This is a genomic window from Megasphaera sp. DISK 18 (assembly GCF_001682955.1).
GTDB classification, from domain to species: domain Bacteria; phylum Bacillota; class Negativicutes; order Veillonellales; family Megasphaeraceae; genus Megasphaera; species Megasphaera massiliensis.
Map to the genome: position 1 here is coordinate 86,574 of NZ_LUGJ01000021.1, position 13,476 is coordinate 100,049.

14 protein-coding genes and 4 tRNA genes are annotated in these 13,476 nt (G+C 50.3%); 16 read left to right on the forward strand and 2 right to left on the reverse strand.

The features are described from left to right. Positions 1 to 4: 4 nt before the first annotated feature. Positions 5 to 1,462 (forward strand): Asp-tRNA(Asn)/Glu-tRNA(Gln) amidotransferase subunit GatA, encoded by a 1,458-nt coding sequence (gene gatA / locus A0U42_RS05190; protein WP_065360137.1) that lies wholly within the window; start codon positions 5 to 7, stop codon positions 1,460 to 1,462. Beyond that, on the forward strand, positions 1,462 to 2,901 hold the full coding sequence (gatB, locus tag A0U42_RS05195) for an Asp-tRNA(Asn)/Glu-tRNA(Gln) amidotransferase subunit GatB (protein WP_065360138.1): 1,440 nt from the start codon (positions 1,462 to 1,464) through the stop codon (positions 2,899 to 2,901). The genes gatA and gatB overlap by 1 nt, the downstream gene beginning before the upstream one ends. A 469-nt stretch (positions 2,902 to 3,370) precedes the next feature. Here the strand turns inward: gatB and A0U42_RS05200 are convergent, their stop codons facing one another. After that, on the reverse strand, positions 3,371 to 4,102 hold the full coding sequence (locus A0U42_RS05200; protein WP_255304109.1) for a type I 3-dehydroquinate dehydratase: 732 nt from the start codon (positions 4,100 to 4,102) through the stop codon (positions 3,371 to 3,373). Between the two features lie 135 nt (positions 4,103 to 4,237). On the opposite strand from A0U42_RS05200, the gene A0U42_RS05205 reads away from it, so the two are divergent. The 14 genes from A0U42_RS05205 to A0U42_RS05265 all read left to right on the forward strand — a co-directional run bounded on the left by A0U42_RS05205 (position 4,238) and on the right by A0U42_RS05265 (position 12,063). Beyond that, a tRNA-Pro gene (locus A0U42_RS05205) sits at positions 4,238 to 4,314 on the forward strand. Between the two features lie 9 nt (positions 4,315 to 4,323). Next, positions 4,324 to 4,397 (forward strand) — tRNA-Gly (locus A0U42_RS05210). A 10-nt stretch (positions 4,398 to 4,407) separates the two neighbouring features. After that, a tRNA-Arg gene (locus A0U42_RS05215) sits at positions 4,408 to 4,484 on the forward strand. A 206-nt stretch (positions 4,485 to 4,690) separates the two neighbouring features. Next, positions 4,691 to 4,765, forward strand: a tRNA-Arg gene (locus tag A0U42_RS05220). 340 nt (positions 4,766 to 5,105) lie between these two features. Beyond that, positions 5,106 to 5,996, forward strand: coding sequence for a LysR family transcriptional regulator (locus A0U42_RS05225; protein WP_065360140.1), 891 nt, complete (start codon positions 5,106 to 5,108; stop codon positions 5,994 to 5,996). A 220-nt stretch (positions 5,997 to 6,216) separates the two neighbouring features. Next, a complete protein-coding gene (locus tag A0U42_RS05230; RefSeq protein WP_065360141.1) occupies positions 6,217 to 6,663 on the forward strand; it encodes a GNAT family N-acetyltransferase in 447 nt (148 codons plus the stop codon). Between the two features lie 89 nt (positions 6,664 to 6,752). Then, entirely contained in the window at positions 6,753 to 7,598 is an 846-nt protein-coding gene (locus A0U42_RS05235; RefSeq protein ID WP_065360142.1) for an aldo/keto reductase, read from the forward strand. 66 nt (positions 7,599 to 7,664) lie between these two features. Next, positions 7,665 to 8,186, forward strand: a complete 522-nt coding sequence (locus A0U42_RS05240) for a cyclophilin-like fold protein (protein WP_218055522.1) — start codon at positions 7,665 to 7,667, stop codon at positions 8,184 to 8,186. Position 8,187: 1 nt separating this feature from the next. Next, positions 8,188 to 9,192 (forward strand): aldo/keto reductase, encoded by a 1,005-nt coding sequence (locus A0U42_RS05245; protein ID WP_065360143.1) that lies wholly within the window; start codon positions 8,188 to 8,190, stop codon positions 9,190 to 9,192. Between the two features lie 257 nt (positions 9,193 to 9,449). Continuing rightward, positions 9,450 to 9,641: a CPCC family cysteine-rich protein gene (locus A0U42_RS05250; RefSeq protein ID WP_065360144.1), complete on the forward strand. Its 192-nt coding sequence runs from the start codon at positions 9,450 to 9,452 to the stop codon at positions 9,639 to 9,641. Between the two features lie 128 nt (positions 9,642 to 9,769). Next, positions 9,770 to 9,943, forward strand: coding sequence for a hypothetical protein (locus A0U42_RS11630; RefSeq protein ID WP_176698847.1), 174 nt, complete (start codon positions 9,770 to 9,772; stop codon positions 9,941 to 9,943). Between the two features lie 154 nt (positions 9,944 to 10,097). Beyond that, positions 10,098 to 10,325, forward strand: coding sequence for a hypothetical protein (locus tag A0U42_RS05255; protein WP_141669501.1), 228 nt, complete (start codon positions 10,098 to 10,100; stop codon positions 10,323 to 10,325). Positions 10,326 to 10,453: 128 nt separating this feature from the next. Further along, the gene (locus A0U42_RS05260) at positions 10,454 to 11,788 is read left to right on the forward strand and encodes an RNA-binding domain-containing protein (protein ID WP_065360146.1); all 1,335 of its coding nucleotides are present in this window, start codon (positions 10,454 to 10,456) and stop codon (positions 11,786 to 11,788) included. Positions 11,789 to 11,823: 35 nt separating this feature from the next. Further along, complete coding sequence (locus A0U42_RS05265; protein ID WP_065360147.1) at positions 11,824 to 12,063, forward strand: hypothetical protein; 240 nt, start codon at positions 11,824 to 11,826, stop codon at positions 12,061 to 12,063. A 281-nt stretch (positions 12,064 to 12,344) separates the two neighbouring features. Here the strand turns inward: A0U42_RS05265 and A0U42_RS05270 are convergent, their stop codons facing one another. Further along, entirely contained in the window at positions 12,345 to 12,773 is a 429-nt protein-coding gene (locus A0U42_RS05270; RefSeq protein WP_065360148.1) for a hypothetical protein, read from the reverse strand. Between the last annotated feature and the right edge of the window lie 703 nt (positions 12,774 to 13,476).

Below are 13,476 nucleotides of genomic sequence, written 5' to 3' on the forward strand. Positions count from 1 at the left end.
ATGTATGTTAACCATTCACGAACTGCAAGAAAAGCTCGTCCGCCGCGACGTCTCTGCCGTCGAAGTGACCAGGGCTTTTCTTGCTCATAAAGATACTGTAGAACCGAAGGTACGGGCCTTCTTATCGGACAGCCGCGAAGGCGCCCTCAAAGGAGCCGCCGCCGTCGATGCTAAGATTGCCGCCGGCGAAACGATTGCCGACCTCGCCGGGATTCCCGGTGCCATTAAGGACAACATCTGCATCGAAGGCCAGCAGGCAACGTGTGCTTCGAAGATCCTTGAACACTTCAAAGCCCCGTATAATGCAACGGTCATCGAAAAACTGGCCGCTTCCGACTATATCAGCTTAGGCAAGGCCAACATGGACGAATTTGCCATGGGCAGCTCGACGGAAAACTCGGCCTTCCATGAAACGCACAACCCGTGGAACCTCGACTGCGTCCCCGGCGGTTCTTCCGGCGGTTCGGCAGCCGCTGTCGCTTCCGGTTCTGCCGTCTGGGCCCTCGGTTCCGATACGGGCGGATCGGTCCGTCAGCCCGCCGCTTACTGCGGCGTCGTCGGCCTCAAACCGACGTACGGCCTCGTATCCCGTTACGGCCTCATCGCCTACGCGTCCTCCCTCGACCAGATCGGCACGCTGACTAACGACGTCGAAGACTGCGCCATCGTCTTAAACGCCATTGCCGGCCACGATGCTAAAGACTCGACGTCCATTCCTCAGGAAAAACAAGATTATAAACAGGCTCTGGTCAACGACGTCAAAGGCCTTAAAATCGGCATCCCGGAAGAATTCTTCGGCGAAGGCCTGGACCCTGCGTCCCGCAAAGCCCTCGACGACGCCATGGAAACGTATAAGAAACTGGGCGCCGACATCGTTCCCATCAGCATGCCCAACATGAAGTACGGCATCGCTGCCTACTACATCATCGCCCCGGCCGAAGCCAGCTCCAACTTGGCTCGCTACGACGGCGTCGGCTTTGGCATGCGTGTCGACGGCAAAGACATCGTCGACATGTACATCAAGACCCGTACGGAAGGCTTTGGCGACGAAGTCAAGCGCCGTATCCTCCTCGGGACCTACGTCTTGAGCTCCGGTTACTATGACGCTTACTACTTGCAGGCCATGAAAGTCCGGACTTTGATGAAACAGGACTTCGATGAAGCCCTCAAGAAATGCGATATCCTCTTGACGCCGACGGCACCGGATACGGCCTTCAAGATCGGCCAGAACAGCGGCGATCCCCTGGCGATGTATCTCGGCGACGTCTGCACCGTTCCCTTGAACTTAGCCGGCCTTCCGGGCATTAGCATTCCCTGCGGCTACAAAGACGGCCTGCCCATCGGCATGCAGCTCATCGGCAAGGCCTTAGGCGAAGCGACACTGCTCCGTGCGGCCTATACGTTTGAACAGAATCGGACGGATCTTCGCATGCCGTCGCCCATGGGGGAGGTTGAACTTTAATGAAATATGAATCCGTTATCGGCTTGGAAGTCCATGTCGAATTAAAAACGAAAACGAAAATCTTCTGCGGCTGCAGCACGGAATTCGGCGCTGAACCGAATACCCACGTCTGCCCGGTCTGCTTAGGTCTGCCCGGCGTCCTGCCCGTATTAAATAAAGAAGTCCTGCACTATGCCGTAAAGGCGGGCCTTGCCCTTCACTGCGACATTTTGCCCTTCAGCAAATTTGACCGCAAGAACTACTACTATCCCGATTTACCGAAAAACTTCCAGACGTCCCAGTTCGATCTTCCCATCTGCAAAGGCGGCTACATCGATATCGACGTCGACGGCAAACAGCGCCGCATCCATTTGACCCGTATCCACATGGAAGAAGACGCCGGCAAACTCGTCCACAGCGGCAGCACCATTGCCACCTCCGACTCGAGCCGCGTCGACTATAACCGTACGGGCGTGCCCCTCCTTGAAATCGTCGGCGAACCGGAACTTAGAAGCGGTGCCGAAGCTCGGGCATACCTTGAAAAACTGCGCTCCATCATGCAGTACCTCGGCGTATCGGACTGCCGCTTAGAAGAAGGCAGCATGCGCTGTGACGCCAATATCTCCATCCGTCCCGTCGGTTCGACGACCCTCGGAACGAAGACGGAAATCAAGAACATCAACTCCTTCAGCGCCGTTCAGAAGGGGATTGAATACGAAGCCGTCCGCCAAGCACAGATCCTCGAAGAAGGCGGCACGATCCAGCAGGCAACCCGCGGCTGGGATGAAGCCAAGGGCGTAACCATCCTCCAGCGTGTCAAAGAAGGGGACAGCGATTACCGCTACTTCCCGGAACCGGACCTCATTCCTATCGAAGTCTCGCCGGAATATATCGAAGAAGTCCGCAAAGAACTGCCGGAAATGCCGGATGCTCGCTGCCAGCGCTTCCAGGACGAATTGGGCCTCTCCGAATACGACGCTAACCTGTTGACCCTTGAAAAACAGACGGCTGACTACTTTGAAACGGTCGTAAAAGAAGGCGTCGACGCCAAAGAAGCGGCCAACTGGATGCTCGGCGAATTTGCCAAGAAGCTGAACGAAGAAGGCATTGGCATTACGGAATCTCCCGTCGCACCGGAATCCTTGGCAGGTCTCTTGAAGCTCATTGCCAAAGGCACGATTTCCGGTAAAATCGCCAAGAAAGTCCTTCCGGAAATGTGGACGTCGGGCAAATCGGCTGACGACGTCGTCAAAGAACAGGGCCTGGTCCAGATTACTGATACCGGTGCTCTCGAAGAATTGGTACAGAAAGTCATCGCTGCCAATCCTCAGTCTGTCGAAGACTACAAGGCCGGTAAGAAGAAAGCCATCGGCTTCCTCGTCGGTCAGATCATGAAAGAAACGAAAGGCCGGGCTAACCCGGGCGTCGTCAATCAGTTATTGACGAAAAACTTGCAGTAAGTCACGGTCTATCAAAAGGTCATCACCGGAAGTTTCCGGCGGTGGCCTTTTTGGTTCTATAATAAATGTTGGGGTCTTGTGGACACTCCGGTTCACAAGACCCCTTGTTTTATATAAAATAAGACATATCCAACACTGCCAGTTAGCTCAACCACCACGAAGAACTGAAAGGAGTATATAGATATGTCTCTCACTTATTGTATCGAAAAACACTTCAATTGGGAAGAGGGAACGGTCAAAGAATTAGAAAATCACGAGGGAGAATGAGGCCTCTGCGCCATAAAAATACTGGCGAAATGATTTTTGATAGGACAGGGGAAAGGCCGGGAACTTTTTCGGTGAAGGCGCTATGAATGGCCAACGAAAAAACCAGCCCTCGGTCAGGAAGGCTGGTTGATCTGTGTTTTCATGAGAAGGGGATGTTCTCCTTGGCCTTGAAAAGGCGTAGCGGGGAGAGTTGTTATCCCCATTACCCTTCGGGATGAATCAAGGCCTGAACGTCCGCAGCAGACGGTAATTCGCCCGCTTCGTCACCGGCGTAGAGGATGGAAGCGCCGAAGGTATCGCCCTTCAGCATGGCTTCTTTGGCGGCAGGTCCCGTGGGATGGGGGATGACGACGGCATCATGATGCTTTTCTTTAAAGGCCTTGGCGGCGGCTTTCAATTCGTCGATATCGGCTGCCGTTTCGACAGGGACGACGAGTTCAAAGGTCACGGCTTCGAGGTCCCAGCGCTTTTCCATCATGGCGACGAGATCGGCTGCTTTAGCCCCTTTTTCGCCGCGGATGACGATGATCGGTACACAGCTGAGGTCGACGGCCTGACCGGCAATGTCTTCCAAATTGTCCTCGTCGAGGCTGCCTTCAATCTTGACGGCGTCGATGAGGGACGAGCGGATGGCAAAGCGCAGGATCGATCCGTAATCGCGGTCGGTCTGGTACATTTCAGGAAGCTTGCTCTTGTCGCAGGAAAAGAGGACCGACGGATTGGCGGCTTCACGGGCGATGTACAGCAAGGCGTTCCAAAGCTGGGATAAATTGACGGCACCGTTAAAATAACCGGCATCAAAGGCCATCATATCATAAGGGTTTTCTACAATCTTGGCCATTCGGATCTGAAGGTCCTGAATCGTTTCCCCTTCGAGGGGAACGGCGATAAAGGGATGGTCCGATTCAAAGTGAATACTCATTGCACTTGGCATGAAACATTACCTCCTACGTAAAAGACTACCTTTATTGTACTCGTTATGAGGACGGTTGGCAATGCCTGTCCTTTGTGGCAGGAGAAGAAAAACGTTGACAAGTTATGCTATATCTTGTATAATATCTTTTGTTGGCGGGGCATAGCGCAGTTTGGTAGCGCACCTGGCTTGGGACCAGGGGGTCGCAGGTTCAAATCCTGCTGCTCCGACCATACGAAGATGCGGGTGTAGCTCAGTGGTAGAGCGCCAGCCTTCCAAGCTGGTTATGTGGGTTCGATTCCCATCACCCGCTCCATTTTTTTATTGACTCAGTAGCTCAGCTGGATAGAGCAACAGCCTTCTAAGCTGTGGGTCTAGGGTTCGAATCCCTACTGGGTCACCAACTTGAATCGATACGAACTTTTCGCGGTTGCAGCAGACTGTGATTGCCGGGGAGTTCGTTTTTATCATTATATCGGGCAGTTTTTCGTATTCGGCTGCCGGCAGGCGACATCCCTGCCAAGAAAGGTTCGTGCCATAAGAAAACCTTGCATCGACCTTATGAATATGGTATTATAAATAAGTGCTCTTTAGAGCACATTTATTCATGCGCCTATAGCTCAGGGGATAGAGCACCGGTCTCCGGAACCGGGTGCGAAGGTTCGAATCCTTCTAGGCGCACCAAAGAAGTGTTTGTGCGAACACATGAAAAACTCCGTCAGCCCTGTGTTGATGGAGTTTTTTCTATTTTTATGGTCGTAAATCTAAACCCCTCGAATTCGAGGGGTTTATTCGTATGGCATGGAACGAGGTCCTTGACGATTGCGAAGGCGACGGATATGTGAGGTGTGGCGGAGTCATTTTCCGACGATGCCGCCGCTGCTATTGCCCGTTATCGGCAAATTGGGACAAGGGTTCCGGGCGTTGTCTTTTAAAATGTGATATAGGGAGAAGCAGTACTTACAGCCAGCTATATTGATTTCCTCCGGCTGCATGGTTATACTTTTTTTTAGGAGGGATGGATATGGAACTTCGGGTATTGAGTTATTTTCTGGCCATTGCCAGAGAGGAAAATTTTACACGGGCGGCGGCACAGCTCCATGTTACCCAGCCGACCTTATCCCGGCAGATTGCTGATTTGGAAGCTGAGCTTGGCGTGAAGTTGTTTACCCGCAGCAACCATAACGTGGTGCTCACGGAAGACGGTATGCTGCTAAAACGGCGGGCCCGGGACATCTTGGCCCTTGCCGAGAAGACGAAAAGAGACTTTCTCCGAAAGGAGACGCTTTTGGAAGGGACGATTACCATCGGCAGCGGTGAATTTCTATCGACGCGTATCTTGACCGACTGTATGGCCGCCTTTCACCGTCGATACCCTCAGATTCGCTATGAGGTTTTCAGTGGTCATGGGGAGAACCTTAAAGACGGGATTGATCGGGGGCTTTTGGATATGGGCCTTATGGCCGAACCCCTGGATATTCAAAAGTACGAATTCGTGTCCATGCCGGTGAAGGAAGAGTGGGGCGCCTTGGTTCGGGAAGATTCTCCTTTCCTGTCTAAAACCGTCATCACGCCTCAGGATTTGGTGGGGATTCCCCTTATTTCTGCCGTCGGCAATATCGCCGAAAGTAATCTTGGGAAATGGTTCGGACCGGAGCTGAGCAAGGCGAATGTCGTCGCCAAAGGGGACCTCCTGTACAATGAGGCTATGCTGGCTAAGAGTAAGGTCGGTGTCGTCCTGGCCATGCGATTGAACTGCCGATACGACGGGCTGCACTTTATTCCCCTGTCCCCTAAGCTGGAAGGGTCGACGGCTCTGGCCTGGAAAAAAGAACAAGTCTTTTCACCGGCAGTCGCTGCCTTTCTTGAATTTGTCAAGAAATACGTTACAGGCATGTCTCACGATGACCGATAAGCATTAGGAATTGCAGCTACATATTGATACAATAAAGGTATTCCGGGAAGGGAGTACCTTTTTTGGTTATAGAGCCCTTTCCTTTTCGATTCCGGAAGGGGCAGCCGCGTTTTCGTAAAACCAGGGACCGCCCATCTTTTCCCTTGAAGGACGCTAGGTATCAGGAAAGGGTTTTTGTATAAGAATTGGAATTCATAGACCGTTGAAGGGGCGATAACGTATGAGAATTATCCCGGCAGACATACAAGATGTACCGAAACTATATCAGCTGCAGTTACTGGCTTTTGAGAGTGAAGCCGCTATGATCGGCAGTCGCGACGTTCCGGCACTCCGGGAAACGGAAGACGAGGCGCGCCGGGATTTTGCAAATTGGGATACCTTTAAGCTCGAAGATGACGACGGCACGATCATTGGCGCCATTCGCTGCCGAAAGGATACGGGCTTCATCGACGTCGGCCGCTTGATGATTCATCCCGATTACCGCCGCCGCGGCCTGGCCCAACAGCTCCTTGCCGAGGTGGATATCTTGTATCCGGACGCGGTGAAAGAGTTGTACACTTGTACCAAGAGCTGGAGCAATATAAAGTTGTACGAAAAAATGGGCTACAGGGCGTATAAAGAACATCGGGAAGACAGCGGTTTGTCTTTCGTATACATGAGAAAATAGGGGGGACTTCAAAGGGCTCCGGCTGCCGTCGAATGGGATTTTTTGAACCGACTTTCAGGAGCTGCCCGTGTTGGAAGGAGAGCGTATCTATGATTCAGCTGAATAATGGCGTAAACATGCCGCTCCTTGGCTTTGGCGTGTTTCAAATTACCGACCACGACCTTTGTAAACAGAGCGTCTTGACGGCACTTCAAACGGGGTATCGCCTCCTCGATACGGCGGCCTGCTACGGCAACGAAAGGGCCGTCGGGGACGCGATTCGTGAGAGCGGTATCGAGCGAGATGACGTGTTCGTGACCTCCAAGGTCTGGATTCAGGATGCCGGCTATGAAAAAACGAGGACTTCCTTTGAAAAGACCTTAGAAAATCTACAGACCGATTATCTGGACCTCTATTTGATTCACATGCCTTATGGCGACTACCATGGCCGTTGGCGGGCTATGGAAGAACTCTACCGGGCCGAAAAAATCCGGGCCATTGGAGTGTGCAACTTTTTACCGGATCGGCTGATCGATTTGATCCTCAGTCACGACGTCGTGCCGGCCGTCAATCAGGTTGAACTCCATCCCTTTTGTCAGCAGCGCAGCCTGCGCCAGGTCATGGAAGCGTACCGGATTGTGCCGATGGCCTGGGCTCCCTTTGCCGAAGGGCAGCACGGCCTCTTTACGGACCCCGTGTTGACGGCCATTGGTAGCCCGTATGGAAAATCCCCGGCTCAGGTCGTACTGCGGTGGCTGCAGCAGAAGCAGATCGTGGCCATTCCTAAATCCGTCCATGCCGAGCGGATTCAGCAGAATTTCGACGTTGATGACTTCGCCCTCTCCCCGGCAGATATGGTGCAGATCGATGCCTTGGATCTGGGGCACAGCCTGATCTTGGATGTCCCCAGCCTGAATGAAGTGTATCGCCTCCACGCCATCCGCTTTGAACCATAATATGCACTTAGGTAATGTTTTTGAAGCCTTGCGATATCGAAAGGCACGATCGAAAAAGGAGGTCACATGGTGACACACAAGGTTCTGTTATTCCTGTCAAGCATCCTGTTGCTGTGCAGTCTGACGGCCTGTGCCGGCCAGGCAAATCAATCTGAAGGGGATGCGGCCTCGATGGCTGCGGAAACATCAAGTGCCGTGGCAGACAGGGAGTCTGGGAACACATCGGCGGTTGAACGGAAGGTAAAGATGACCGTAGACGGAAAGGACATCGCCATCGTCTTGTATGATACGCCGGCGGCCAAGGCCCTTTATGAGGCCCTGCCGCTGACGCTGAATTTTTCTGATTTCAACGGCACTGAGAAAATCGCCTATCCTCCCGATGCCTTGCCGACGAAGGGGGAACCGGACGGCACGGATCCCGAGGCAGGCGACCTCTGCTACTATGAGCCTTGGGGCAATTTGTGCATCTTCTACCAGGATTTTCGCTATTCTAAATCTCTCATTAAACTGGGGCGGGTAACCTCCGGGATGGAAGTGCTGTCCGGCATGAAAGGCGATTTTACGGCGTCCTTAGAAAGGGTGAACTGATATGGAATATACGACATTAGGATCGACGGATATTGAAGTTTCCAAAATTTGCGTAGGCTGTATGAGTTTTGGCAAGGCCGGCACGATGCACGACTGGACGCTGGACGAAGCGGCGACTGAGGCCATGGTAAAGCATGCTCTTACGCTGGGCATCAATTTTTTTGATACGGCCAATTGTTATTCTGCCGGAACGAGTGAAGAATACGTAGGTCGGGCGCTGAAAAAGAATGTCGGCCGAGACAAGGTGGTCATCGCCTCCAAAGTCTATTTCAACGACGGCCGCCTGTCCCGTAAGGCGATCCTTCGCGAGATTGATGGCACTTTGAAGCGCCTGGGGACGGACTATCTCGACCTCTACATCATCCACCGCTTCGACTATGAAACGCCTATTGAAGAAACGATGGAAGCCCTGAATGAATTGGTGCAGTCCGGTAAGGTGCGGGCCTTGGGGGCCTCTGCCATGTACGGCTATCAGTTTTACAATATGCAGCTCTGCGCCCGCGACCATGGCTGGGCTCGTTTCGAGGCCATGGAAAACCACTACAGCCTCTTGTACCGCGAGGATGAACGCGAGTTGATTCCCCTTTGTAAGCAAATGGGCGTGAGCCTAATGCCTTACAGTCCCCTGGCAGCGGGACACCTGGCTCGGCCTACGTGGAAGTCGGACACCCTCCGCTCCCGGACGGATCGGGTCGCCATGGGAAAGTATGACCGTACGGAAGAACAGGATATGGCCATTGTCCGCCGTGTCCATGAACTGGCCGAAAAGCACGGCGTAAAGATGTCAGAAATGGCCCTGGCTTGGCAGTGGGCCAAGGGTGTGGCCTCACCTATCGTCGGTGCGACGAAGCCCCAATATCTGGAGGATGCCGCAGCGGCCCTTACCGTCAAGATTACGGACGAAGAGGCGGCGTACCTGGAAGAACCTTATGTGCCGCACGCCATTGTCGGTGCCGTCGATCACAATCCGCCCCAAGGCGTCATGCTGCTGGATGAAAAGAAATAAGGCGATGCCGTTTCAGAAGAAGCCTTACCGATTTCGGGGAGATGCTTTCTTTTGTTTTTGATATTTATTTCGAAAGAGAAGCCGTTCCATGGGGAGCGGCTTTTTTCTATTGCCGTCGATGACACCCGATGAAGGGCAGAAGCTGTGGATAATGGCCGGGTCGACAAATGAGACTGAAACTGATACAATGAAACATAATAATGACGGTTAGTTTTAGTGAAGACCTAGGCTTCAAACGGTGGGAGGTGGATTTGGCCATGGCGAAACATACTTGTCCCGTCTGCGGACGGTATCAATTTGAGGCTTGGAACGACATGGATATTTGCGATGTCTGCGACTGGTGTAATGACGGCGTACAGGAATCAGAGCCGGACTACCGCGGCGGCGCCAATCGCATGTCTTTGAACGAAGCAAGGAAGGCCTACAAAGAGGGAAGGCAGATCCGATGATGATGCTGCGAGTTCGTTGAATTTGAGAAGCGGCCCTATAGGGCTGCCGTATATGCAGTCTGTGAGTCCACGTGTTCGATGATATCATTCGAAGGGATTGTCCAAAAAGCACAGGAGGTGCGGGAACGATGATGGTAAGATGCCCCTTGATCGACAAAGACATAGACGAATTCGATTGCTTTGAAACCGGTACCGTAGCCGAAGGACTGGCTGCCATCCGTTCGTCTGTCGGTGTCGAAGAAATTAAGCGTACGGAGAACTTTAGGATTCGCTGCCTGGCCTGTGAAAATCATATTATGTGAGGTCCCGGTGCAATGGATGAGGTGTTTTCTTGAATATCCATTTAGATCGAGAAGAAGGAATCCTTTGACTCATTTTGCTTTTCGGTACGGTATAATGGTTGGCTGAGCAGATCGATAGCCGTATGTTGCTGCGGAAGACATAAAGGGAGTGGTGATGATGGCCTTAACGGAAACGCCTGTAGGAGTAGAAAAGAAGTTGGCAGAGGTGCTGGCGCGGATTTGGGATAATCATGAGTTTATCTTAGGCACCCGATTATTCTTGCAAACCGATGAAGAACGGCAGTCCCTCATTGATGCAGTTGTGGCAGAAAAAATTAAGAATCCCAGCGACATTCTTTTATTTGCCTACGATATCCATAAAGAAAGAAAAGCCACTCCTTAGAGAGTGGCTTTTTCGCGGCCTCTTTTTAGCTGGGGATTCTCTAATCTAACCAACCTAACTGATATATATTGACAAGAATGATTAGAATGAGTAGAATATAGTTAGATTGATGAGGAGCGGTGAGCAGCATGCAATTCCGGGAAAGCGAAAACGTTGAATTGAAGGCTATCGTCGGCGATGATATGAAGAAGGAAATCATCGCCTTTGCTAACAGTAACGGCGGTACGATCTATGTCGGTGTGGCGGATGACGGGGCCGTTTTGGGCGTAGAAGATGCCGACGCCTGTGTTTTGCAGATTTCGAATATGGTGCGGGACGCCATAAAACCTGACGTTACGATGTTCGTTCACTACGAAATCTTAGATTGTGACGGCAAGGCCGTCGTCGCGGTCCGCGTTCAGAAAGGCACGAATTGTCCATATTTTTTGGCAAATAAGGGACTGCGCCCGGAGGGCGTGTATGTGCGGCAAGGGGATTCGTCGGTTCCGGCAACGAAGACGGCCATTCGCCGGATGATTGAAGCAATCGATGGCGACAGTTTTGAAGAGAGACGCTCCCTCAATCAGTTCTTAACTTTTGATGCCTTGAAAGGTGAATTTGCTGACGCGAATATGACCTTTGATCAACAGCAGATGAAGACCTTGAACCTCATATCCGGTGACGGTCTCTATACGAATCTGGGTTTTCTCCTTTCTGACCAGAATCCCTGTACGATAAGGGCGGCTGTCTTTGATGGGACGAGTCCAATGGTGTTTAAGGCCCGTCAGGATTTTTCCGGATCTCTCCTGAAGCAACTGAAGGCCGCCTGTTCTTATGTCAATTTTCACAATCAGAACTACACGAGCGGACATCACTTCCGTTATACGGATGGTCGCCGAGGTTATCCGGAAATAGCGCTTCGGGAAGCCTTGATGAACGTGCTGCTACACCGAAACTATTCTTTTGGTGCCGATACTTTGATCCACATATACGATGACCGCGTTGAGATGGTGTCTGTTGGCGGTCTCCTTCCCGGCTTCGTCCCGGAAGATTTGAATATGGGCGTGTCCCTGTGCCGCAACCCGCATCTGCACAACGTCTTTTACCACTTGAAGCTCATTGAAGCTGACGGAATAGGTGTGAAAAAAATGATGGATGCCTATGCCGATAAACCGGTGAAGCCCCAAATTAAGACTAGCCCCAATGCCTTCAAAATCATTCTTCCTAATGTGACTTTCAGGAATAAAGCCGTTGAGATACCGATGATTGTCGAAGAAATGGCAGCCCCGTTCCGGACTTCCGATGAGGATAAAATCATGCAGCTTCTGGAAGAAAAGAAGTGTATTACCCGGAAAGAGGTGCAGGAATTGTTGGACGTCAGCCAATCTACGGCGGGCCGCATTTTGAAAACATTGGTAGATAACGGCCAAATCACACAACGTGGTGGCGGACGCACGACGAGGTATGAACTGATAAAGTCGTAACATGAACGGAGACTTTTTGAATGGGGAGGCGAAACATGATGGAACCGAAGAGTTTTGAGGAAGTACATCCGGGGATTGAAGAGTACTTTGAGGTCCAAAAAGAGTACTTGGCGAAATTCGGGGAACATTCCTTGGAGCGCACGATGCACTACGAGCCTTTGCGTCCTTCGTGTCTGGATTTTGTAGAAGGTGCCAAAGAATTGCGCCGTGCCATCCGCCGGAATAAACCGATTGAGCAGATATCGCCTGAAATGTGGAAGGGTATCATTTTTTAATGGGGAAAAGAGGGTGTCATAAACATAGGGTCCTATAAAAGTCAAAGCGTTCACCTGTTGATGAGGGCTTTTCCTTTGCGTGTAATCCATTCAGAAGGGGGGGGGACATTCGCCCTAGGGATTTATAGCTGGGCAAGTCTTTATTCGCGCAGAAATGGAAAACGGATCATCTTATGAAGAAACAAAAAATGCCGTCCATAGTAAAAATGGTCCGGCATCAATTGCTATTTATTGTATTCAATAATTATGAAGGAAGACCTGAACGACAAGAAGCAGCTATATTATTTCCAATCCATATTATATGCCTTTTTCCAAATTATTTTTGCTGCTTTAAAATCCGATCGTTCGCTAGAGCTCTCTTTTGGATCAATTGGACCTCTTCGAGAACCAGTAGATAAATCGACAACATAAATGGTATGTTGATCAATGTCATAATCAAATCCAACTGTATTAGAGAATACGATTTTGCGAGCTTGAGCATCATATACAAAAAAATTTGCGGCTAAACGATATTTTGGCGGATTGTATATATATGATTCGATAGTATCTATATTAAGATATGTTGAGCCACTTCCTCTTTTTTCTATAAGAACAACATTAGAAGTTCCTGTCGAATAATACTCTTTAGCCATCGTTGTTTCGGTTGGCACAAAAATAAAATAAGCGAAAAAACAGAAAAACAAAATAATTATTTTCTTTGATACGGACATGACTTTGACCTCCTTGAAATAGATAAAAAATGACAATAAAACTGTAATCTTTTTCTTTAGTGTAACATAGACCAAGCTATATTGCGAATGCAAAGAAGAATCTTTAAAAGTAATTATGTGTTGAACTATAGAATAAAGAAGGGCGCTTCTTATCTGCGCTTACGAATCGCTAAGAGCAAAAGAGAGGTTATTTCTGTTCTTAACGCAAGGCCGATGTTTTGAGTTGTCGGATCCTTGCTTTATTTGCTATAATACGTAGAGAAGTCAACTTATGAAGGATAAGGCTGGGTTCCCGAATGGGAGTAGGTGGTATCACTTAGAATTCCTTTGCCCCTGGGGTTGACTTATTTTTTTGTTTCGATGAAAATTTTTGCCTATGGCAGATCCGGATGGATGGAGATGTCAATTATCAATCAGTTCGTATAAGTATCGTTATAAATGAAAGAAGGCACTCTCTATGGAGGGTGCCTTTCTTTTTGCCTTCATCGAAGACAATGGTAGGAAACATATTTTTTGGGATTCACGGCCCAATTTGTAATTTCATTATATCGATATCCATTCGTTTCGTCAATCTGGCTATGATGGGAGTACCGGTTTCCGGTTTTTCGTCATAGGTGAATTAGGCTGCAGACGGTTTTTGTCGTCCTTAAAAGGTATTCCGCAGACGTGTAATTCCGTCATTTTTCTATGTTGTAAGTGTGGA

Coding starts and splice junctions, on each gene's coding strand:
- A0U42_RS05260 (WP_065360146.1), top strand. CDS start 10,454: ATGCAATTCCGGGAAAGCGAAAACGTTGAATTGAAGGCTATCGTCGGC.
- A0U42_RS05245 (WP_065360143.1), top strand. CDS start 8,188: ATGGAATATACGACATTAGGATCGACGGATATTGAAGTTTCCAAAATT.
- gatA (WP_065360137.1), top strand. CDS start 5: ATGTTAACCATTCACGAACTGCAAGAAAAGCTCGTCCGCCGCGACGTC.
- A0U42_RS05225 (WP_065360140.1), top strand. CDS start 5,106: ATGGAACTTCGGGTATTGAGTTATTTTCTGGCCATTGCCAGAGAGGAA.
- gatB (WP_065360138.1), top strand. CDS start 1,462: ATGAAATATGAATCCGTTATCGGCTTGGAAGTCCATGTCGAATTAAAA.
- A0U42_RS05250 (WP_065360144.1), top strand. CDS start 9,450: ATGGCGAAACATACTTGTCCCGTCTGCGGACGGTATCAATTTGAGGCT.
- A0U42_RS05265 (WP_065360147.1), top strand. CDS start 11,824: ATGATGGAACCGAAGAGTTTTGAGGAAGTACATCCGGGGATTGAAGAG.
- A0U42_RS05270 (WP_065360148.1), bottom strand. CDS start 12,773: ATGTCCGTATCAAAGAAAATAATTATTTTGTTTTTCTGTTTTTTCGCT.
- A0U42_RS05240 (WP_218055522.1), top strand. CDS start 7,665: ATGGTGACACACAAGGTTCTGTTATTCCTGTCAAGCATCCTGTTGCTG.
- A0U42_RS11630 (WP_176698847.1), top strand. CDS start 9,770: ATGATGGTAAGATGCCCCTTGATCGACAAAGACATAGACGAATTCGAT.
- A0U42_RS05200 (WP_255304109.1), bottom strand. CDS start 4,102: ATGCCAAGTGCAATGAGTATTCACTTTGAATCGGACCATCCCTTTATC.
- A0U42_RS05230 (WP_065360141.1), top strand. CDS start 6,217: ATGAGAATTATCCCGGCAGACATACAAGATGTACCGAAACTATATCAG.
- A0U42_RS05255 (WP_141669501.1), top strand. CDS start 10,098: ATGATGGCCTTAACGGAAACGCCTGTAGGAGTAGAAAAGAAGTTGGCA.
- A0U42_RS05235 (WP_065360142.1), top strand. CDS start 6,753: ATGATTCAGCTGAATAATGGCGTAAACATGCCGCTCCTTGGCTTTGGC.